Source organism: Prochlorococcus marinus XMU1406, from assembly GCF_017696055.1.
In the GTDB taxonomy this organism is placed as follows: domain Bacteria; phylum Cyanobacteriota; class Cyanobacteriia; order PCC-6307; family Cyanobiaceae; genus Prochlorococcus_A; species Prochlorococcus_A marinus_W.
Window position 1 is genome coordinate 947,469 of sequence record NZ_JAAORG010000001.1, and the last position, 20,000, is coordinate 967,468.

The following is a 20,000-nucleotide window of genomic DNA, read 5'->3' on the forward strand; positions in this document are numbered from 1 at the left end:
ATTCCCTTTTTACTTAATTATTCTGAAGAATTATTTGAGCAAAACATTTGTAATGTTATTTGACTTATTTCTAAAGCAAATGTTTTTTTAGAATTATAGGCAAAAGGCCACTCTCTCACCCAACAAATTTCTTTACATATATTTATACCAATTATTTGAAAAGTCTTATTACTATTTTTAATTTTTACACAAGCACCTTTATAAAGATTTTCGGAACAAATTAAATTATTATTTTCATTTTTATTGTCTAATAGTTTTGAATGAATCATTAAGGTGCTAAAAACCAAACAGTTACTTTCTTCGGTTTACCAAGCTATAAAGAAATTTGCAAACTATTTTTCTAAATACAACTTAATTGACTTGCAATAATTTTAACTTCATTAAGCGAATTTATTTCATCTTTCGATTTCTCAAAATCACCATTATTCACCTCATGAGTAATAACTACAATTTCAGCTTTGTCCTCACTTGCATCTAGTTGAACAATTGATTCTATTGATACATTATTCTTTCCAAAAATATCTCCAATCTTTCCTATTACGCCTGGACTATCAAGACAAATAATTCTAAGGTAATTTTTTTTATTTATTTCTGAAGAACTTATGATATGGCAGTTTCTCCAGAAATCAAAAGATAATAGTGGATCGATTGAATTATTATTTTTTACTGAGGCGGCATGCAGATTTAATATATCTGATACTACTGATGCAGCAGTTGGGCCACTCCCTGCACCTGGACCATATAACATTATCTCTCCAAGAGGATCAGCCTCTATCAATAAGGCATTATTAACTCCCTTAACTGTTGCTAATGGATGAGATTTTGGAATCAAAGAAGGTCCTACCCAAATATTCAAAGCAAGTGAATCATTATTATTAATTTGTCCCCTTTCGGAGAGCGCTAAAAGTTTTATTTCAAATCCTAATTTATTAGCATATTCGATATCCTTGAGATTAATTTTACTAATACCCTCAGAATGTATCTCCTCTCTTTTGATTTTCCCTCCAAATGCAAGTTCACTAAGAATTGAAATTTTATCAGCAGCATCATGGCCCTCAACATCTGCAGTCGGATCAAATTCTGCATACCCAAGGCTTTGAGCCAATTTCAAGGTTTCCTTGTAATCAGCTTTTTCATTTGTCATCTTTGAAAGAATAAAATTTGTTGTGCCATTTATTATCCCAACCATTTTTTTAATGCTGTTACTTTTTAATGATCTTTTTAAGGGTTCAATAATAGGAATCCCCCCACAAACTGCTGCCTCTGACAATATATAAACTCCCTCTTTAGATGCAGTTTTATATATTTCTTCTCCATATCTTGCAATGACCGCTTTATTTGCAGTAACAACAGATTTACCTAATTTTAATGATTGCATAATAATATCTCTCGCTAAGTCAACCCCACCCATTACTTCAACAATTACATCTATAGAGGGGTCATTAATTAATTTAAATGGATCATTAATCAATAAACTATTATCTAGCCCAATATCCCTTTTTTTATTAAGATCTTTAACTGCTATTTTTACAATTTCTATTTCTTTTAGAATTGGATGTGTATCAACTTCTGAACTTAATATTTTATAAATTCCTGAACCTACAGTTCCAAAACCTACAATCCCAATTTTGCATTTTTTCATTTTTTATTTCTTTTAACTTTGAGTTTAATTTTATATTATTAGATCTACAAAAATTCATTTGCTTGAGACTGCATTTTCAACAAAATGTTTAAAAAACCATTTGATCGTGAAGGTGTTAAGCTTGCTTTCAAACCAGTATCTTCAATAAATTTCTTATCTATTTTAACAACCTCATTTGGTGTTAGTTCATTTAACCCAGTAATTAAGAATGCTAATAATCCTTTGGTTATTAGGGCATCAGAATATCCTTCCCAAAATAATTTACCGCCTTTAATATTTACCTTAACAAAAACTTCTGAAACGCATCCCTTAACTTTATTTTCTTCAACAAGGATTTCACTATCTGGTTCTTTCAATTTTTTGCCTAACCATAAAATGTATTCATATTTTCTTTTTGGATCTTCTGATTTCTTCAACTTTTCTACCAATTTTGATAAATTATTGTATTTTTCCTGATTTTCCATTTTTTAAAACTATAAATTAATCGCTTTATCAGTTCTCTATTATACAAATATTTCTTTTTCTGTGATAAACCCTGATAAAGGAATATCCCACTCAGCTCTGGTTAATGGAATCGTACTTACACAATTGGAAGTTAATACTCCAATGCATGGAACATTTCTCCAATTATTATCTGTCCTTAATTTATCAAAATAACCTCCTCCATAACCTAATCTTGTTAAATTTTTATCTACAGAAAGACATGGGACAAGAATCATACTTATCTGGTTATAACTTAATGAAAAAGAGTTATTTGGACTTAGTATCCCCTCAGAATCTTTTGTGAGAGGTTCTTTATCCCATGGATAAAATAACATTTCATTTTTATCTTTACATCTGGGCAAAGCTAAACAAAATTTTTCCTTAAGACTTCTAATATCTACTTCATTTCTTAAAGGCCAATATATTGCTATGTAACCAATATTTTTATATTCCTTAATAAATGAATCAACATATAATTTTACATTCTTTTCTACATTTTCTCTTTGAGTTAGTGAAATCTCATCTCTAAGTTTTCTAAAGGTATGCCTCTCCAATTTCTTTTTTTCAGAAATATTCATATTGATCTTCAGTTAATGCCATCTTCATTTAGTTTTGTGAGAGCTATGGCCAAGGCATCTGCTGAATCATCAGGTTTTGGAGGTTTTTTAAGTTCTAAGCTATACATAACAGCATCAAGAACTTCTTTCTTAGATGCTTTCCCAGACCCAGCAATGGTTAGTTTTATCTGAGGAGGTGAATATTCACTAACATGAATTTTTTTTGAGGCCAATACCATCATAATCACGCCTCTAGCCTGCACCACACTAATGGTAGTACTTGATTTGTAAAAGAAAAATTTTTCTACCGCCGCTGATGTTGGATTCCAATGATTAATTAATTCATTAAGATCTTGGAATATCTCATAAAGTCTATCTTCTTCTTTTTTATCTTTACCTGTCTCAATTACACCACAATCTAATAATATCTTTTTTTCATTTTCTATTTCTATAATTCCATAACCAACTCTAGCTAATCCAGGGTCAATCCCAATTATTCTCACTGTAATTAATCTTCTGCAGACAATTGAAATTTTGAAAGATTTTCTTTTTCATCTAAATCAAATACTTTACAAAAAGCTTGAATAACTCTTTCACCTGAATCAACTTGTTCTAAGGGATCTTTTCTTAGTCTGTGTCTTAAAGAGCAAGAAATAACCCTTGCTATGTCATCTTCTTGCACTTCAGTTCTGCCCTCAAAGGCTGCAATTGCCCTTGCTGATCGATTTGTAACTATATCTCCGCGTAAACCATCAACATCTAGTTCTCCACAAATTGCAGAAATATTCAATCTTAGGTCATCGTCCATTTGAACAGAATTTAATATTTCTTGGGCTTTAATAACCTTTTGTTGAAGTTCATCCTGTTGTTTCTCAACGCTTAATGAAAACTCATCAGGATTATCGTCAAAAGAAGTTCTTTGATCTACTACTTGAACTCTTAATTCTGCATCTCTAACCGTCTTAACCTCAACACTCATTCCAAACCTATCCAATAGTTGAGGCCTTAATTCACCTTCTTCTGGATTACCTGAACCAATAAGGACAAACCTCGCAGGATGTCGAACTGAAACTCCCTCCCTTTCAACTGTATTCCATCCGGAAGCAGCCGAATCTAGAAGTACATCAACTAAGTGATCATCAAGCAAATTCACTTCATCAACGTATAGTAAACCCCTATTAGCTTTAGCCAACAATCCAGGTTCGAATGCCTTAACACCCTCACTCAAAGCCTTCTCTATATCAATGGTTCCACAAAGCCTATCTTCAGTAGCCCCTAAAGGCAAGTCAACCATAGGTACCTGTTTTTGAATGCTCTCTAGATTTTCTCCTTGAGTAATTTTTTCCAAAACTTCTTTACTTTGCAAATCAGGATCGACTAGAGAACTATTATATGGATCGTCTTTAACAACATCGATTGCAGGCAACAAATCAGCTAAGGCTCTGATTGTAGTGGACTTTCCAGTCCCTCTATCACCCATTATCATCACTCCTCCAATTCTTGGATCAATAACATTTAACAAGAGAGCTAATTTCATTTCTTCTTGACCAATTACAGCTGTAAAAGGAAAAACTCTTCTTTTCTTTGTTGAAGGCACAGTTTTAGTTTTCTTAAATATTCAAATAATCAATAGATGCTACTTCAGAAAATGTTTTTAGTAAATATCCCTTTCAAATTAAAACTACAAATAAATAAAATTTAATGTAATTAATTATGTAGCTAATTTCTTTCTGAATTGTTCAAAAACCAGTTTATTTGATGGACAATTCCTCTTAAAACATTTATTTCGTGCGTTGATGTATTTGCCCTCAAAATAAAATTCTTAAATTTACTGATTTTTGCCTTAGAAGTATGTTTTAAGAGATATCCAACTCGCAAAAGCATTTCATCTATCTCCACAAATGTATCATGTACTTCTTTCGATGATGCTAATTTAAAAACTTTTAACTCATTATTTAAATTCTTTTTGGAAGACTTATTTAATTCATACAAAACTATTGAGACAGCATGAGAAAGATTTAATGAAGGATTATTGTGAGAAGTTGGGATATTAAAAGTTTTATTTGCCAGAAGCAATTCACTGTTAGTTAAACCTCTATCTTCTCTTCCAAATATAATTGCTAAATTACTAATCTTTTTAAAGGATAAAGTCCAATCAAATATATCTTCCGAAGATTCAAGCAATGAATCTTTATTTACATCAATCCTTCCAGAAGATGCTAGAACTAAATCACAATCAAAAATTGCTTTTTGAAGATCATCAAAAATCTTACAATGTTCAAGAAATTTTTGACCTTTAAGGGCCATTTTTTTTGCTTCTAAAGAAAATATATCGCATTTCGGAGAAACAATTCTTAATTCATCAACTTCAAAATTACTGCATAATCTAGCAACGCTCCCTACATTTAAAGGGCCATTTGGTTCAACTAATATTACCTTTAAATTAGAAAAATTTTTTCCCAAAGTTATTCAAGGCTATGAAGATACTTTAATAAATTGGACATATTTATAGGATCGATTTCAAAACTTGGCATAGGAGGAGTTAGGCCTCCAGTAACTTGTTTTATTATCTCTTTATCATTCAAACGTTGAGTTATTGAGTGTAAGTCTGGGCCCACTAATCCTCTTGCTGTAATTCCATGACATCCAACACAATTTATCTTAAAAAGAGCATCTCCTTCCTCAGCAGAGCCATTAAGCTCAAGTGTCTCAATAATATATTTGTTATTTTCATGATGATTTACGAAAAATATTGAAAAACAAATCAATAAAACTCCCATTAAAATAAAAACAATTTTAAGGAATTCTCTTTTAAAGTCTCTTTCTGCTGCAGTTGATGAAGATGTTGACACAAAAAATAGTCTCTATGTAACAATTGTGGATAAGAAATTCAAAAAAGGCAAAAAAATGATCGAGCCTCTTCTATGTGGAATTGTTCTAGGTTTAGTTCCAATAACTCTTCTTGGATTATTCGTAAGTGCATGGAATCAATACAGAAGAGGTTCAGGGATGCTGGACATTGATTAAAAATGTTAATCTTGACTGCCCATAGTTCCTTACATCTATAGTTTCCCACAAAGTACTTTTCTTAATAAATAAGTTTGGAGAATGTTCATAAATAACTATTGAATCTTTTTTTAAAAAATTACAATTGAATAATTGATTTAAAACTAATTCATGGAGATCCACATCGTATGGAGGATCTAGATAAACAAAATCAAATTTTAATTTGTTTAAATCCATATTTCTAGATGATAAGTTTCTCTCATAATTTGGTTTTGTCCATTTCAAAACGTCTTTACAAATAACTTCGAAATCATTCCTCCTATTCTCTATATTTTCCAACGAGAGTAAATTTTCTAAGCAAATTTTTGAGTTAATTTTGTTTTTTTCAATTGCAAGTATTTTTCTTGCCCCGTGATTATAGGCTTCACAAGATATAGCCCCAGTTCCACTAAATAAATCTAACCAGTTACTGTTTTTAACTCTATTATTCAATATATTAAATATTGCCTCTCTCACTCTCAAAGTTGTAGGTCTGGTATAAGAATTATTTGGGCTTTGGAGTTTTTTACCACCTATTAATCTCAAGTTTGTCTTCATCAGTAATTATCAATTATTGAATATTACTAAGCCATCGTCTCAAAAGTTTTTCACCGGTTTTTCCAGATTTTTCCGGATGAAATTGACAGGCCAATAAATTATCATTCTCAATCATTGCAGTTAATTTTTCAGAGCCATAATCAACCTGAGCTGCAATAATCTTTGAATCATTTGGGTTTGCATGATAGGAATGTACAAAATAGACCCAATTATTTAATTCTTCTAGTTCTAATAGAGTATTTTGTTTTGTAGGTAAAAGTTGGCACCAACCCATGTGTGGGATTCTTTGGTTAACAATATTAGGAATTTTTTGTATTTTTCCTTTTAAAATTCCCAGCCCTTGAACCTTTCCTTCATCACTAGATTCAAAAAGGAGTTGGAGACCAAGACATATCCCCAAAAAAGACTTCCCACTTTTAATCCAATTTTTCAAATCAGTTATCAAATCCGTATTTATAAGATTATTCATGGCTGGATCAAATGCTCCCACACCAGGAAGTATTATCGCCTTACAAAACTTAGACTCGTTAAAATTTTTAATTAATATTATTTCTTCTCCAAGACTTTCTAGAGATTTTGTTACGGAATGAATATTACCCATCCCATAATCTATAAGTCCAATTTTATGCAAAGCTTTTAAATTTATAAATGCTTAGATAAAGTGCTAGAAAGAGTAGCTTTTGGTACAGCACCAACAACGGTATCAACCTTTTGGCCTCCTTTAAAGATCATTAATGTAGGAATACTTCTAATTCCATATTGACTGGCAACATTTGGATTCTCATCCGTATTTAATTTAAAAACCTTAATTTTCCCTTCAAAGTCTTTTGAAATTTCTTCCACAACTGGTGCAACCATCCTACATGGACCGCACCAAGGTGCCCAAAAATCAACCAATACTGGTAGATCACTTTGCAGTACATCTTTGTCAAATGAAGAATCAGTTACGGCTTGAGCTGATGACATAATTTAAGTATTCCTTTTGAAAATTTAGCAGGCAATTCTTTTAAGTGATGATTTCATTACAGATTAAATCATATAAGTAACAAAATATCTAAAAAAGCCCGATTAATCGGGCGATTTAGTGTGTGAGGAGTATGGGGTTTCCCCCATCAATTCATAATAACTCCTAATGAGAAAATTGTTCAATTTAATGCTTAATTTACTAAGGTTTTATAATTTGCTCTAAATGAACTACTTACCCATCCCAAGCTGCTGAGCTTTTTGATAAACCTTACCTTCTGTAAGAAGCGATGGTGCGATAACTATTTCAACTTCTTGCATTTCTTTAATGTTTTTTGCCCCAAGAGTACTCATTGAAGTTCTAATGGCTCCTAATAAGTTATGTGTCCCATCGTCAAGCAGGGCAGGGCCTTTAATTATCCTTTCTAAGGATCCTGTAGAACCAACTTCAATTCTTGTGCCCCTCGGCAATACAGGACTTGGAGTAGCCATACCCCAGTGAAATCCTTTACCTGGAGCATTTAAGGATTTAGCTATTGGGGATCCAATCATTACAGCATCAGAACCACATGCCAAACATTTACAAATATCTCCTCCCGTCACAATTCCTCCATCACCAATAATAGGAATATAACGACCACTTTCTTTAAAGTAATCATTTCTTGCCTTACTACAATCAGAAATAGCAGTTGCTTGAGGAATTCCAATTCCTAATACACCTCTTGATGTACATGCTGCTCCAGGGCCTATACCAACCATTAATCCTGCAACTCCAGCATCCATGAGCAGTTTTGCAACTTCGTAAGTGACACAATTACCTGCGATAATTGGGACATTCATAGATTGACAAAGGTCTTTAATATTTAAGGTTTCCTTACCCTCAATACCAAGATGTTCAGTAGAAACAACTGTTCCTTGAAGGAAAAATAAATCTATTTTGGAATTATTAAGAGTTTCTTTAAACTTAAGAGCAGCTTGAGGAGTCCCACTAAAAGCTGCGATGCCTCCTCTTTCTTTGACCTCATTTATTCTTTGTAAAATCAATCCCTCCTTAACGGGTTCACTGTATATCTTCTGCATTAATGGAACAAAATCATTCTTCCCGACTGATGCTATTTGATTCAATATTTCATCAGGTTTTTCATATCGTGTTTGTATGCCCTCCATATTGATAACCCCAAGGGATCCTAATTTTGTAAGTTCTACAGCCGTATTGACATCGACAACGCTGTCCATAGCGCTAGCTACAATCGGAACTTCTCTTTTGAAATCGCCTATTGACCAAGAAGGATCAGTCAAATCGTAATCAAGTGTTCTATTACCGGGAACTAAAGCTATTTCATCAATGCCATAAGCCCTTCTGACTTTTTTATTTAAACCAAGTTCAATATTCACGGATTTTTTCATTTATTCTGATTAAATTAACAACTAAAGGGGCAATAAGCCAAGGTTTATTCAAAAACAACAGGTTTTATTTTGATTTGTGTGTAAATGTGAGTATTTGGGAATTAAATAAATCTTTTTTTTTATTCATTATGACAATCAGCGATTATTATTAAAAAAAGGATTTTTGTATGTCTGATATTTTAGATTCTGATAGCTCAGGGTTAAGCGAAGATAACGACCGAATTATTCAGACTGACTTAAGAAATGAGATGTCTCGCTCTTATCTCGAGTATGCAATGAGCGTTATAGTTGGTCGAGCTCTTCCAGATGCAAGAGATGGATTAAAACCTGTTCATAGAAGAATTCTTTATGCAATGTATGAACTTGGTTTGACTAGCGCTAGACCATACAGAAAATGTGCAAGAGTTGTTGGAGAAGTACTTGGTAAATACCACCCTCATGGCGATACAGCTGTTTATGATGCTCTGGTTAGGATGGCACAGGATTTCTCTATGAGGATGCCACTCATAGATGGCCATGGAAACTTTGGTTCTGTAGATAATGATCCTCCAGCAGCAATGAGATATACAGAATCTCGTTTAAAGTCCCTTACAGATGAAAGTTTACTAGAGGATATTGAATCTGAAACTGTAGATTTTTCCGATAATTTTGACGGTTCTCAACAAGAGCCAACGGTTTTGCCAGCTAGGATTCCTCAACTACTTCTAAATGGATCATCTGGAATAGCAGTAGGAATGGCAACAAATATTCCACCTCATAACTTAGGGGAATTAATTAATGGCCTTAAATCAATAATCAACAACCCTTCGATAGAAGATAGAGAACTTTTTGAAATAATCAAGGGTCCAGATTTCCCCACAGGTGGTCAAATCTTAAGCAGAGATGGTATCAAAGAAACTTTCAAAACAGGAAGGGGTTCAATAACTATGAGAGGTGTAGCAAATATTGAACAAATTAAATCTCCTGGTAGGGCAGAGAAAGATGCCGTAATAATTACAGAGCTTCCATTTCAAACTAACAAAGCTGCATTGATAGAAAGAATTGCTGACTTGGTTAATGAAAAAAAATTAGAAGGTATTTCTGATATTAGAGATGAAAGTGATCGAGATGGAATGAGGATTGTTATTGAACTAAAAAGGGATGCCTACCCACAAGTAGTTTTAAATAATTTATTTAAGTTAACACCTCTACAAAATAACTTTAGTGCAAATATCCTAGCTTTAGTAAAAGGAGAGCCCACAACGCTTTCACTAAGGAAAATGTTAGATGTTTTTCTAGACTTCAGAGTAGAGACAATAAGGCGAAGAACAAGATTTTTATTAAAAAAGGCTGAAGAAAGAGATCACATTGTAAAAGGTCTTTTACTAGCATTGGCTGCTATGGATAAGATAATCAATCTAATAAGATCAGCAAAAGATACAGTTTCAGCTAGAGAAAAATTACAAACTGATCATGAGTTATCTGCCACACAGGCAGAAGCAATTTTACAAATGCAATTAAGAAGATTAACAGCACTAGAAGCAGATAAAATCAAAGGGGAACATAATGAGTTAACCCAAAAAATCGGCCAATATCAGCAAATATTGAATAGTAAAGAAAGAATTTTTGAAATTATTCTTGAAGAGATTAATAAAATCGATGAAAGATTTTCCTCTCCAAGAAAAACAGAAATACTTGATTTAGGTGGTGGTCTAGATGATATTGATCTTATCGCTAATGACAGATCTGTAGTTTTATTAACTGAAGCAGGTTATTTAAAAAGAATGCCTGTTAATGAATTCGAATCTACAAGTCGCGGGTCAAGAGGTAAAGCTGGAACGAAGACACAAGAAGATGATGAAGTAAAACTATTTATAAGCTGTAATGATCATGATACTCTTTTACTTTTCAGTGACAGAGGGGTATCTTATGCTCTCCCAGCATATAGAGTTCCTATGAGTAGCAGAACGGCCAAAGGTACTCCATCAGTTCAACTTCTCCCAATTCCAAGAGAAGAAAAGATAACTTCTCTTGTTGCAGTAGATTCTTTTGATAACGATTGTTATCTATTAATGCTTACGAAGGCGGGATTTATAAAAAGAACTTCACTTTCTGCTTTCTCAAAAATTCGATCAAATGGTTTAATTGCAATAAATCTTGAGGATGGAGATGCTTTAACTTGGGTTAGATTATCAAAAGAAGGCGATAGTGTTTTGATTGGATCAAGAACAGGAATGGCGATTCATTTCAGATTAGATATTAACGAATTAAGGCCACTTGGTAGGACCGCAAGGGGGGTTAAATCTATGAACCTTAGGCAAGGAGATAATCTTGTATCTATGGATGTTTTAACATCTGATTTGGTTGATCAATTAGCTAAAAATGAAGATCTTACTAAAGAATTTGACGAAAATCTTGAAGTTAACGCTTCAGAAGGTCCTTGGGTACTAATAGCTAGTGCATTTGGACTAGGTAAAAGAGTACCTGTAACTCAATTTAGATTACAAAAAAGAGCAGGCATGGGTTTAAGAGCAATAAAATTCAGAATTCAAGATGATGTATTAGTGTGTTTGAAGGTCCTCGGAGAAGGGGAAGAATTACTTTTTGTGACCGAAAAAGGTGTAATAGTAAGAACAAACGCAGACAAAATTTCCCAACAATCTAGAGCCGCTACTGGAGTTAAATTACAAAGATTGGATGAGGGTGATCATTTATCAGAAGTTGTATTAGTTCCTCATGAACAAACAGAAGAAACAGACCAATTCGACTCAGGCATAGAAAATTAAGAGAAAATGGTTTATTAGATAATATGCAAATACTTGATATTTTAATTTTAGGATCCGGGCCTGCAGCACTATGCTTGGCTTCAGAATTAGCCAAACAAGATCTAAATATAAAGGGGATATCAACTAAATCCCCAAATGAAAAATGGGAAAATACCTATGGTATTTGGGCTTCTGAATTAGAGGAATTAGGATTAGAGTCTTTGTTATCTCATCGGTGGTGTAAAACAGTTAGTTTTTTTGGAAATGGGGAGAATAAAAATGGAGATAATCCAACAAAACATAATTACGATTATGGTTTAATAAATCAAGAAGCTTTTCAAAATGAACTTTTAAAAAAGTGTAAAGGGATTGAATGGTTGAATGAAACAGCAAAAGATATTAAAGAGAAAAATAAACTATCTGAGGTAATTTGTTTTTCAGGTCTAAGAATAAAGGCGCGGTTAGTAATTGACGCAAGTGGTCATAAAAGTAATTTTGTAAAAAGACCAGTCCAAAATGAAATCGCTCAACAAGCTGCGTATGGAATTGTCGGTAAATTTTCATCGCCACCCGTAAATAAGGAACAGTTTGTTTTAATGGATTTTCGTCCAAATCATTTAAACAATGAAGAAAAGTTATCATCTCCTTCTTTTCTTTATGCAATGGATCTTGGAAATGAAACTTTTTTTGTTGAAGAAACATCATTAGCTAGTTACCCTGCTTTATCTCAAGAAAATCTTAAAAAAAGACTTTTTAAAAGACTGAATAGTAAGGGTATTGAGGTAAGTGAAATTCTTCATGAAGAGAATTGCCTTTTCCCCATGAATTTACCCCTACCATTTAAAAAACAATTTGTACTTGGTTTTGGAGGGTCTGCAAGCATGGTGCATCCTGCATCAGGTTATATGATTGGATCTTTGCTAAGAAGAGCTCCACTCCTTGCAGAAAAATTAGCAATCTTTTTAAAAGAACCTAATTTAAGTTCTCTAGAATTAGCTACAAAAGGTTGGGAGATCCTATGGCCTTACGAGTTAACACAAAGGCATAGACTTTACCAATATGGTCTAAAAAGATTGATGAGTTTTGACGAAAGTAGATTAAGAAGCTTTTTCTTAAATTTCTTTAGATTATCTACCAATGAGTGGGTAGGTTTTCTTACTAATACACTTCCACTTCCAAAACTAATTTATGTGATGAGTAAGATGTTTGTAAATTCACCTTTAAATGTAAAACTAGGAATGCTTAAGTTAAATTAGTATTTGTTTATTTTCGCCAATCATCAATATTAATATCTGAGAAAACTTTATCTTCTTCCTCAATATCTTCAAGAAATTTTAAATTAATTTTGGAATGATTTTTAATCATTTCAACTATTTTCCAGAATCTGAACAAGTGTCTTTCTATCCTCTCTTTCGCAAGCTCAGTTGTAGTTCCAGCTCTTAGGATAAAACTCCAATCAGAGGACTCAGAGAGAAGTAATTCTCTTGCTGCTTGTTTGAAAAGTCTTGGAGACAAATCATTATTAAAATTTTTCGAGCATAAATCAACAAATGTTGAGCCTGCTTTTGTGATCTCTGGAACAATCCATGAATTTGAATCATTAATCCAATAATTATGGTAACCTCCTTGTCCCCAGCTTGATGGTGATGGGTCGCAAATCTGAAGATTTGGCTTTTGAAGTAAGAATTCTTTTAAATTTGTGAGCTTAATTGAATATTTACTAGAGTTCTTTAAAATATTTTCAATAAAAAAAGGCCCCTCATACCACCAATGACCAAATAACTCTGCGTCAAATGGAGCTACCAACAAAGGATTAAAGGAAGAGGATAAAGTTAATTTTTCTAATTGTTTGGATCTCGCCAGAAGATAATCTTCAGCATGTTCTACAGCCTTCTTTTTAGCTTCATTTTCTAAGTAAAACGCCTTTTCACCTAATGGTACGTTATTGTCTGTAATTTTATGAAACTTCAAACCCAAAGGTCTTTTAGTTAAGATACCTTTCTCTTGGAGCTTGGAGATAGGTAATTCCCATCCCAAATCTTTGTGAAATTCCCTATAAACTTTGTCTCCAGGGAAGCCATCCTTAGCAGACCAAACGGGCAAAGTTGACTCACTATCTCTTCCGAAGAACGCAACGCCATTTTTCGAGCAGATTGGAGCATACACTCCATACCTAGGCCTTGGTGTGGAATTCAGAATCCCATGACCGTCTAAGATTGCATATCTTATTCCGGAATTAAATAGAATTTCGTCTAAATTTTCATAATATGCGCATTCAGGTAACCAAATACCTAAAGGCTTTGTTCCAAAAATATTTTCATGATTCCTAATTGCTGTATTGATTTGACCTTTAACAGTTTCAGGATTCTCCCTTAGAATTGGTAAATATCCATGAGTAGCAGCACAAGTAAGAATATCCAAATTTCCAGAGTTATTTAATCCCCTGAACTTCTCAATTAGATTTCCAAAACAATTTTGCCAATATAAGTATTTATCATTAAGATTTTTTATTAAAAATGCAGCGGCATTTTTTTCTTCTAGTGGCAGATCGTTTAAGAAATCATTCCTTGTTTTAATCCAGCTTGGGAAAGTTTCTTGAATTTTTTTATTATTTAGAAGTGATAATAATGTTGGCGACAAACTAATAGTAAGTTTTGTATTTTCAGGATTTTCATTTATGGAAGATTCTATTGATTCAAGTAGTGGTATATAACATTCCAAAATCGCCTGAAATAACCAATCCTCTTCTAAGGAGTTTTTTTCGTTTTTTCTGACGTAAGGTAGATGAGCATGTAAAACTATTGCTAACTGACCTAAAACATTTTTTTTGGGGTATCGCCCATTCATACTTTTTATAATTTATACCTGAAAATCTATAAATAATCAAAATTAACTTTTTACAAAAGGAAGCTTTGATCCTAAAAGAATACTTTAATAATTTAAGTATTTCATTTTTTTCTTCAGAATTTTAACCAATATTATTTAAGTTATAAATTTCCAGAAAATTTTGTTGAACTAAATCTAGTCAAATTTTTTTAATTAGCTTAGTATAAGTTTAGGTTATTACTTCTTATGTCAAAAGATCCTGGAAGAATTTTGATATTTGATACAACTCTTCGAGATGGAGAGCAATCTCCCGGTGCCAGTTTAAATCTTGAAGAGAAACTTGCTATCGCCCATCAATTAGCAAGATTAGGGGTAGATGTTATTGAGGCTGGATTCCCTTTCGCAAGTCCAGGAGATTTTAAAGCTGTTAATAAAATTGCCAACTCCGTAGGGAAAGAAAATGGCCCTACGATATGCGGTTTGGCTAGAGCGTCTAAAGGAGATATAAAAGCATGTTACGAAGCTGTAAGTCCAGCTCCTAAGAAAAGAATACATACTTTTATTGCGACAAGTGATATTCATCTTAAACATAAACTTAAAAAATCCAGAAAAGATGTCATTCAAATAGTTCCAGAAATGGTTAATTATGCAAAATCATTGGTAGATGATATTGAGTTTTCTTGTGAAGATGCATCAAGGAGTGATCCTGATTTTTTATACGAAGTTATTCAACTAGCTATATCTGCAGGAGCAACAACAATAAATATTCCAGATACTGTTGGATTCACTACTCCTAGTGAATTTGGTAAACTAATTTATGATATAAATAAAAATGTTCCGAATATTAATGAGGCAGTAATCTCGGTTCATGGTCATAATGATTTGGGTTTAGCAGTAGCCAATTTTCTTGAGGCAGTAAAAAATGGGGCAAGGCAACTAGAGTGTACTATTAATGGAATTGGTGAAAGAGCCGGGAATGCCTCTCTAGAAGAATTAGTCATGGCACTACATGTTAGGAAAAGTTTTTTTAATAGTTTTTTCAAAAGAAATCCAGATTCACCAACTCCTCTTACGGCAATAAGAACAGAAGAAATAACAAAAACCTCTAGACTTGTTTCCAACCTAACTGGAATGACTGTACAACCTAATAAAGCAATTGTGGGAGCTAACGCTTTTGCACATGAGTCAGGCATTCATCAGGATGGGGTTTTAAAAAATAGATTAACTTACGAAATTATCGATGCAAAAACTGTTGGATTAAGTGACAACAAAATATCTTTGGGGAAACTTAGTGGTAGGAGTGCAGTAAGAGCAAGATTAGAAGAGATGGGATATGACTTGAGCCGAGAAGATTTAAATGATGCTTTTGCTCGTTTTAAGGATTTAGCTGACAGGAAAAGAGAAATTACTGATAGAGACTTAGAAGCAATTGTTAGTGAACAAGTTCAGCTCCCAGAAGCTAAATTTCAATTAAGTCTTGTACAAGTAAGTTGCGGTAACGCATCTAAACCTACTGCTACAATTTCGCTTTTAAACACAGAAGATAATACTGAGGATACTGCTGTATCAGTAGGGACTGGACCAGTTGATGCAGTATGCGAGGCTTTAAATAAATTAGCTAAAGTTCCTAATGAATTAATTGAATTTTCTGTTAAGTCAGTTACAGAAGGAATTGATGCTTTGGGCGAAGTAACAATAAGAATAAGAAGGGATAATAAGATATATTCTGGTCATTCTGCTGATACGGATGTTGTAGTTGCTGCAGCGAATGCTTACGTTAATGCTTTAAATAGACTTGTATTTTCTGAGAAAAAAAATTCAATTCATCCACAATTTGATAATTTAGAAAGCTCTGATAATACATTTATATCCAATCCTGCAAATTAAATTATTTCTTAGGATTATTAAGTAGCATTAAAAAATAGTCTCTTAATAATGTAGATTGAATTGATAGTTAAAGCAGTAAATAATGAGAGAAAGGTTAATTGGATATTGGGCACTTTCGTGGGTTGGCTTAATCGGCAACATAATTGCACTTCCAATAATCGGATTAATAATAAGTTTTGGGCCTCCTCTAAAAGTTGCAAATATAACTCTTGCCATAAGTCTTGGGTGGCCTGCTGCAATTGTTGGAATAGTTTCTTCAGCAGCTCTTTTAGCAGAGAAAAAATGGGGAGTAACTTTAACCCTAGTATCTTTATCAATGGTAATTTCTGGTATGGGTCCTTATTCAGTTGTAAGGCTCATAACTCTTCAAGACATTTTTGGAATTGGTGGGTTTACTCTTTTGACAACATTATTAAGTACATTGGCTCTTCTATATTGGTGTAATCCAAAACATCGAAGAAGTATTAGGCTATAAATTTCTTAAATAGAACAAAAAAGTATTATGAAAAAGTATTATTCTTACTTGTTGGATACTGAATTCTTCTATGTCTAATTCTTTTCCATACATTCAAGAACGCCCTTTTTATCAAAAAAATTTCTCCCTTAGATAAATTACTATCATTTAATTGACCATCTTTTTGACGTGAATTGATAATCTTAGATATTGTTTCCAAAGCTTCATCATCAGAAGCATTAATATTCATAGCTCTCAGTGCTGCTTCACATCCATCAGCAAGCATTAAAACAGCTGTTTCTTTTGACTGAGGGACAGGTCCCTTATATCTAAAATCATTTTCATTAATATTTAGATTTTTCTCTTTGGCTTTGTGAAAAAAATAACCCATTTTTAAAGTACCTTGATGTTCTGGGATAAAGTTGGCTATCAATTTAGGTAGTCTATTTTTACTTGCAAATTTCAATCCTTCATCAACGTGTGCTTGTAATACTTCTGCACTTTTAATTGGATCATCTAATTCGTCATGCGGATTTCTTGAACCATCCTGATTCTCGATAAACCATTTAGGTGCATGTAATTTGCCAACATCATGATATAAAGCTCCAGTTTTAATTAAATCAATATCGCCACCAATCATTCTTGTTGCTTCCTCAGCCAAACCACATATAAGTAAGGTATGTTCAAAAGTACCAGGAGCTTCAAGAGATAATCTTCTAATTAAAGGTTTCTCCTTATCAGCCAACTCGAGTAATCTTGCTTTAGTTAATAATCCGAATATTGACTCAAAAATAGGGATAAACAAAATAGTAAAAAGCATTACTATTGCCAATAGCAAGGAATCAGAAAATATATCCCCATTAGCTAAAACAAAATTTTGGTTATTTATAAGAGATATTTTATCTTTACCTATTAATACACATTGACTTAAGAACGATCCTATGGGGACAAAAATTGATAGTTGAAGTAACTGAGCTCTACTTCTTATTCTGCCACCAAGTAGAGATACTACTGAAGCGCAAACTAATAAAATAAAAAACAAATTATTATTTATAGCAACTGCTGGGTCTGGCCAACTAAAACTTGCTATAGATACCCAAGCTAAAGCTGTTATGCTTCCCATGCCTTGAGATATTATTAATGCCGGTGGTATTATCATAGATAATGGACTTATGGTTGAAGCTAAAGCTAATTTCGTTGCTTGTACTGCAAAAAGAAGGATAACGATCAAGAAAATCTGTCTTGAGGAAATTGTGGGATTTTCTTTTTTTGAAACTAATATCAAAATTCCGGAACAAATAAGTATTTCAGTAAAGCTCAAAAGCCAAGACAAAATATCTGCGAAATTTAAAGGCGAAATAAGAAGTAGTTGATAAGAAGAAATTATTGAAATTAAAATACATACTAAAAAAATTATGAGATTATCTATCCTTGAAATTTTAATTGGTTGTTTTACTGGAACTTGACTTTTCCCCCACAGATGAAAAAATTTCTTTAAGGTAGTTGTGATGTTTTGCACAGAATATAAATAAATCTATTTGAATAATTTAGAATTATAGTCATGCTAGGTGTAAAAAGGAGATGTTTTTCTAAATGTCGTTAAAATTAGATGGTAAAAAATTATCTCTTGAAATTGAAGAAAGATTAAATGACTATATTTCTAGTAATAAAAAAATTGCAAAAAGAGCTCCCGGTTTAGCTGTAATAAGAATAGGTGAAGACCCTGCAAGTGGTGTTTACGTTAATAACAAGGAAAAAGCATGTTCAAGGATTGGGATAAAGAGTTTTATTTTTCATCTAAAAGATAGTGTAGAGCAAAAAGAAGTTGAACAATTAATAATCAAGCTTAATTCTGATAAGGATATTGATGGAATGTTGCTACAACTTCCCATCCCAAAGAAGTTTGATGAGCAAAAACTAATCAGCCATATTAATCCAAGCAAAGATGTAGATGGATTAAATGAGACAAACATAGGCAAATTAGTGAAAAATGAGCCTGCGATGAGATCATGCACACCAGCAGGAATTATTAATTTATTAAGATCTCAAAATATTACAATTGAAGGTAAGAAAATTGTTGTTATTGGAAGAAGTTTGCTTGTTGGTAAACCTCTATCGCTTATGTTGTTGAATCTAAATGGAACTGTAACAATGACTCATTCAAAAACATTAAATTTGAATAAAGTCTGCAGAGAAGCCGACATCCTAATTGCGGCTGCGGGAAAACCCAATCTTATAGATTCGAGTTTTGTGAAAGAAGGAGCAGTAATTATTGATGTCGGAATACATAGATTAAAAAGTTCCGATAAAAATCAAACCAAATTATGTGGCGATGTATTATTAGAGGATGTCATTTCTAAAGTATTTGCTTACACACCTGTACCAGGAGGAGTTGGACCAATGACAGTAACAATGTTACTTGTAAATACTATTTTTAGCTGGCAAAAACAATTTGGTTTATCATCAACTCTTAATGACCTTTTGCCATAAACTCCAAGATGAAAAAATTTTTTATTAAAGTTTTAAAATGACTGAAGTTATAAATAGTATTTCTGATTTTGAAAAATATCTTAAAAGCACAAAAAAGGTTGTAGAAGAAGCACTTGATTTTTCGTTGGGCCCTGAGAATCCAGAAATATTAAGAGAATCAATGAGATATTCTCTTTTAGCTGGAGGGAAAAGAATACGTCCAATTTTATGTTTAGCATCTTGCTCTCTGGCTGGAGGAGAACCATCTCTTGCTGTTCCTACTGCAGTAGCAATAGAAATGATCCATACAATGTCCTTGATTCATGATGATCTACCGGCCATGGATAATGATGACTTAAGGAGAGGCAGGCCAACAAACCATAAAGTATATGGAGATGCAATAGCTATTCTTGCAGGAGATGCTTTATTAACCAGGGCCTTTGAAATGGTCTCTTTAAGAAGCCCTGGAGTCGATTCAAATAGATTATTAAATGTAATTGGCGAATTATCCCTTGTTGCCGGTGCGCCAGGCCTAGTCGGGGGGCAAGTTGTTGATTTGGAATGCGAAGGTAAAGAAGTCGACCTTGAAACTCTAGAATATATCCATCTCCATAAGACTGGGGCTTTATTAAAGGCTTGCGTAAGGACAGGCGCGATGATCGCAGGTGCTAACGATAAACTATTACAAGCTCTAACTACATATGCAGAGGGAATTGGTTTAGCCTTCCAAATAATAGATGATATTCTCGATTTAACTTCCAGCAGTGAAAAGCTTGGGAAAACTGCCGGCAAGGATCTTTTAGCTGACAAAACTACTTACCCTAAATTACTTGGGATGGAGGAATCAAAGAAAAGAGCATTTGATTTAGTTGAAAAAGCAAAAAAAGCAATTGAACCTTGGGGTGCAGACGCAAAGTATTTAATATCGTTAGCCGACTTTATTACAAACAGAGACAGATAATTAT

21 protein-coding genes are annotated in these 20,000 nt (G+C 33.1%); 7 read left to right on the forward strand and 14 right to left on the reverse strand.

Annotated features, from left to right (window positions below; translation table 11 throughout):
- Window positions 1-17 precede the first annotated feature (17 nt).
- The 8 genes from HA149_RS05560 to HA149_RS05595 all read right to left on the reverse strand — a co-directional run bounded on the left by HA149_RS05560 (window position 18) and on the right by HA149_RS05595 (window position 5,534).
- The gene (locus HA149_RS05560) at window positions 18-269 is read right to left on the reverse strand and encodes a hypothetical protein (RefSeq protein WP_209113755.1); all 252 of its coding nucleotides are present in this window, start codon (window positions 267-269) and stop codon (window positions 18-20) included.
- Window positions 270-340: 71 nt separating this feature from the next.
- Window positions 341-1,642, reverse strand: a complete 1,302-nt coding sequence (locus tag HA149_RS05565; protein ID WP_209113757.1) for a homoserine dehydrogenase — start codon at window positions 1,640-1,642, stop codon at window positions 341-343.
- Window positions 1,643-1,686: 44 nt separating this feature from the next.
- The gene (locus HA149_RS05570; RefSeq protein ID WP_209113759.1) at window positions 1,687-2,106 is read right to left on the reverse strand and encodes a SufE family protein; all 420 of its coding nucleotides are present in this window, start codon (window positions 2,104-2,106) and stop codon (window positions 1,687-1,689) included.
- Window positions 2,107-2,145: 39 nt separating this feature from the next.
- Window positions 2,146-2,703: a 5-formyltetrahydrofolate cyclo-ligase gene (locus HA149_RS05575; protein WP_209113761.1), complete on the reverse strand. Its 558-nt coding sequence runs from the start codon at window positions 2,701-2,703 to the stop codon at window positions 2,146-2,148.
- An 8-nt stretch (window positions 2,704-2,711) separates the two neighbouring features.
- Window positions 2,712-3,185, reverse strand: coding sequence for a crossover junction endodeoxyribonuclease RuvC (gene ruvC, locus HA149_RS05580; protein WP_209113763.1), 474 nt, complete (start codon window positions 3,183-3,185; stop codon window positions 2,712-2,714).
- A gap of 5 nt (window positions 3,186-3,190) precedes the next feature.
- Window positions 3,191-4,279: a magnesium chelatase ATPase subunit I gene (bchI, locus tag HA149_RS05585; RefSeq protein ID WP_209113765.1), complete on the reverse strand. Its 1,089-nt coding sequence runs from the start codon at window positions 4,277-4,279 to the stop codon at window positions 3,191-3,193.
- Between the two features lie 122 nt (window positions 4,280-4,401).
- A complete protein-coding gene (locus HA149_RS05590; RefSeq protein ID WP_209113960.1) occupies window positions 4,402-5,151 on the reverse strand; it encodes an RNA methyltransferase in 750 nt (249 codons plus the stop codon).
- Window positions 5,148-5,534 carry a cytochrome c gene (locus tag HA149_RS05595; RefSeq protein WP_348535636.1) on the reverse strand — a complete coding sequence of 129 codons (387 nt, stop codon included), beginning with the start codon at window positions 5,532-5,534 and terminating at the stop codon, window positions 5,148-5,150. Before HA149_RS05595 ends, HA149_RS05590 begins: the two co-directional genes overlap by 4 nt.
- 55 nt (window positions 5,535-5,589) lie before the next feature.
- On the opposite strand from HA149_RS05595, the gene petG reads away from it, so the two are divergent.
- The gene (gene petG, locus HA149_RS05600) at window positions 5,590-5,709 is read left to right on the forward strand and encodes a cytochrome b6-f complex subunit V (protein ID WP_011376619.1); all 120 of its coding nucleotides are present in this window, start codon (window positions 5,590-5,592) and stop codon (window positions 5,707-5,709) included.
- On the opposite strand, the gene rsmD is transcribed toward petG, so the two are convergent.
- From rsmD to HA149_RS05620, 4 genes are all read right to left on the reverse strand, one after another.
- A complete protein-coding gene (rsmD, locus tag HA149_RS05605) occupies window positions 5,686-6,285 on the reverse strand; it encodes a 16S rRNA (guanine(966)-N(2))-methyltransferase RsmD (RefSeq protein WP_209113767.1) in 600 nt (199 codons plus the stop codon). The genes petG and rsmD overlap by 24 nt on opposite strands.
- 13 nt (window positions 6,286-6,298) lie before the next feature.
- The gene (gene hisH / locus HA149_RS05610; RefSeq protein WP_209113769.1) at window positions 6,299-6,916 is read right to left on the reverse strand and encodes an imidazole glycerol phosphate synthase subunit HisH; all 618 of its coding nucleotides are present in this window, start codon (window positions 6,914-6,916) and stop codon (window positions 6,299-6,301) included.
- Window positions 6,917-6,927: 11 nt separating this feature from the next.
- Window positions 6,928-7,251 carry a thioredoxin gene (gene trxA, locus HA149_RS05615; protein WP_209113771.1) on the reverse strand — a complete coding sequence of 108 codons (324 nt, stop codon included), beginning with the start codon at window positions 7,249-7,251 and terminating at the stop codon, window positions 6,928-6,930.
- Between the two features lie 228 nt (window positions 7,252-7,479).
- Window positions 7,480-8,643, reverse strand: coding sequence for a GuaB3 family IMP dehydrogenase-related protein (locus tag HA149_RS05620; protein WP_209113964.1), 1,164 nt, complete (start codon window positions 8,641-8,643; stop codon window positions 7,480-7,482).
- A 179-nt stretch (window positions 8,644-8,822) separates the two neighbouring features.
- On the opposite strand from HA149_RS05620, the gene gyrA reads away from it, so the two are divergent.
- Both gyrA and crtL read left to right on the forward strand, forming a co-directional pair.
- On the forward strand, window positions 8,823-11,420 hold the full coding sequence (gyrA, locus tag HA149_RS05625) for a DNA gyrase subunit A (protein ID WP_209113773.1): 2,598 nt from the start codon (window positions 8,823-8,825) through the stop codon (window positions 11,418-11,420).
- Window positions 11,421-11,443: 23 nt separating this feature from the next.
- A complete protein-coding gene (gene crtL / locus HA149_RS05630) occupies window positions 11,444-12,655 on the forward strand; it encodes a lycopene beta cyclase (RefSeq protein WP_209113775.1) in 1,212 nt (403 codons plus the stop codon).
- 7 nt (window positions 12,656-12,662) lie between these two features.
- On the opposite strand, the gene HA149_RS05635 is transcribed toward crtL, so the two are convergent.
- Window positions 12,663-14,246 (reverse strand): glycoside hydrolase family 57 protein, encoded by a 1,584-nt coding sequence (locus HA149_RS05635; RefSeq protein ID WP_209113777.1) that lies wholly within the window; start codon window positions 14,244-14,246, stop codon window positions 12,663-12,665.
- Window positions 14,247-14,471: 225 nt separating this feature from the next.
- Between HA149_RS05635 and HA149_RS05640 the strand changes: the two genes are divergently transcribed.
- Window positions 14,472-16,112 (forward strand): 2-isopropylmalate synthase, encoded by a 1,641-nt coding sequence (locus tag HA149_RS05640; RefSeq protein WP_209113780.1) that lies wholly within the window; start codon window positions 14,472-14,474, stop codon window positions 16,110-16,112.
- A gap of 82 nt (window positions 16,113-16,194) precedes the next feature.
- The gene (locus HA149_RS05645) at window positions 16,195-16,587 is read left to right on the forward strand and encodes a hypothetical protein (RefSeq protein WP_209113782.1); all 393 of its coding nucleotides are present in this window, start codon (window positions 16,195-16,197) and stop codon (window positions 16,585-16,587) included.
- Window positions 16,588-16,612: 25 nt separating this feature from the next.
- Here HA149_RS05645 and HA149_RS05650 read toward each other — a convergent pair whose 3' ends face one another.
- Window positions 16,613-18,085 carry an HDIG domain-containing metalloprotein gene (locus HA149_RS05650; protein ID WP_209113784.1) on the reverse strand — a complete coding sequence of 491 codons (1,473 nt, stop codon included), beginning with the start codon at window positions 18,083-18,085 and terminating at the stop codon, window positions 16,613-16,615.
- Between the two features lie 74 nt (window positions 18,086-18,159).
- On the opposite strand from HA149_RS05650, the gene folD reads away from it, so the two are divergent.
- Both folD and crtE read left to right on the forward strand, forming a co-directional pair.
- Entirely contained in the window at window positions 18,160-19,056 is an 897-nt protein-coding gene (gene folD / locus HA149_RS05655) for a bifunctional methylenetetrahydrofolate dehydrogenase/methenyltetrahydrofolate cyclohydrolase FolD (protein WP_209113786.1), read from the forward strand.
- A gap of 37 nt (window positions 19,057-19,093) precedes the next feature.
- Entirely contained in the window at window positions 19,094-19,996 is a 903-nt protein-coding gene (crtE, locus tag HA149_RS05660; RefSeq protein ID WP_209113788.1) for a geranylgeranyl diphosphate synthase CrtE, read from the forward strand.
- Window positions 19,997-20,000 lie beyond the last annotated feature (4 nt).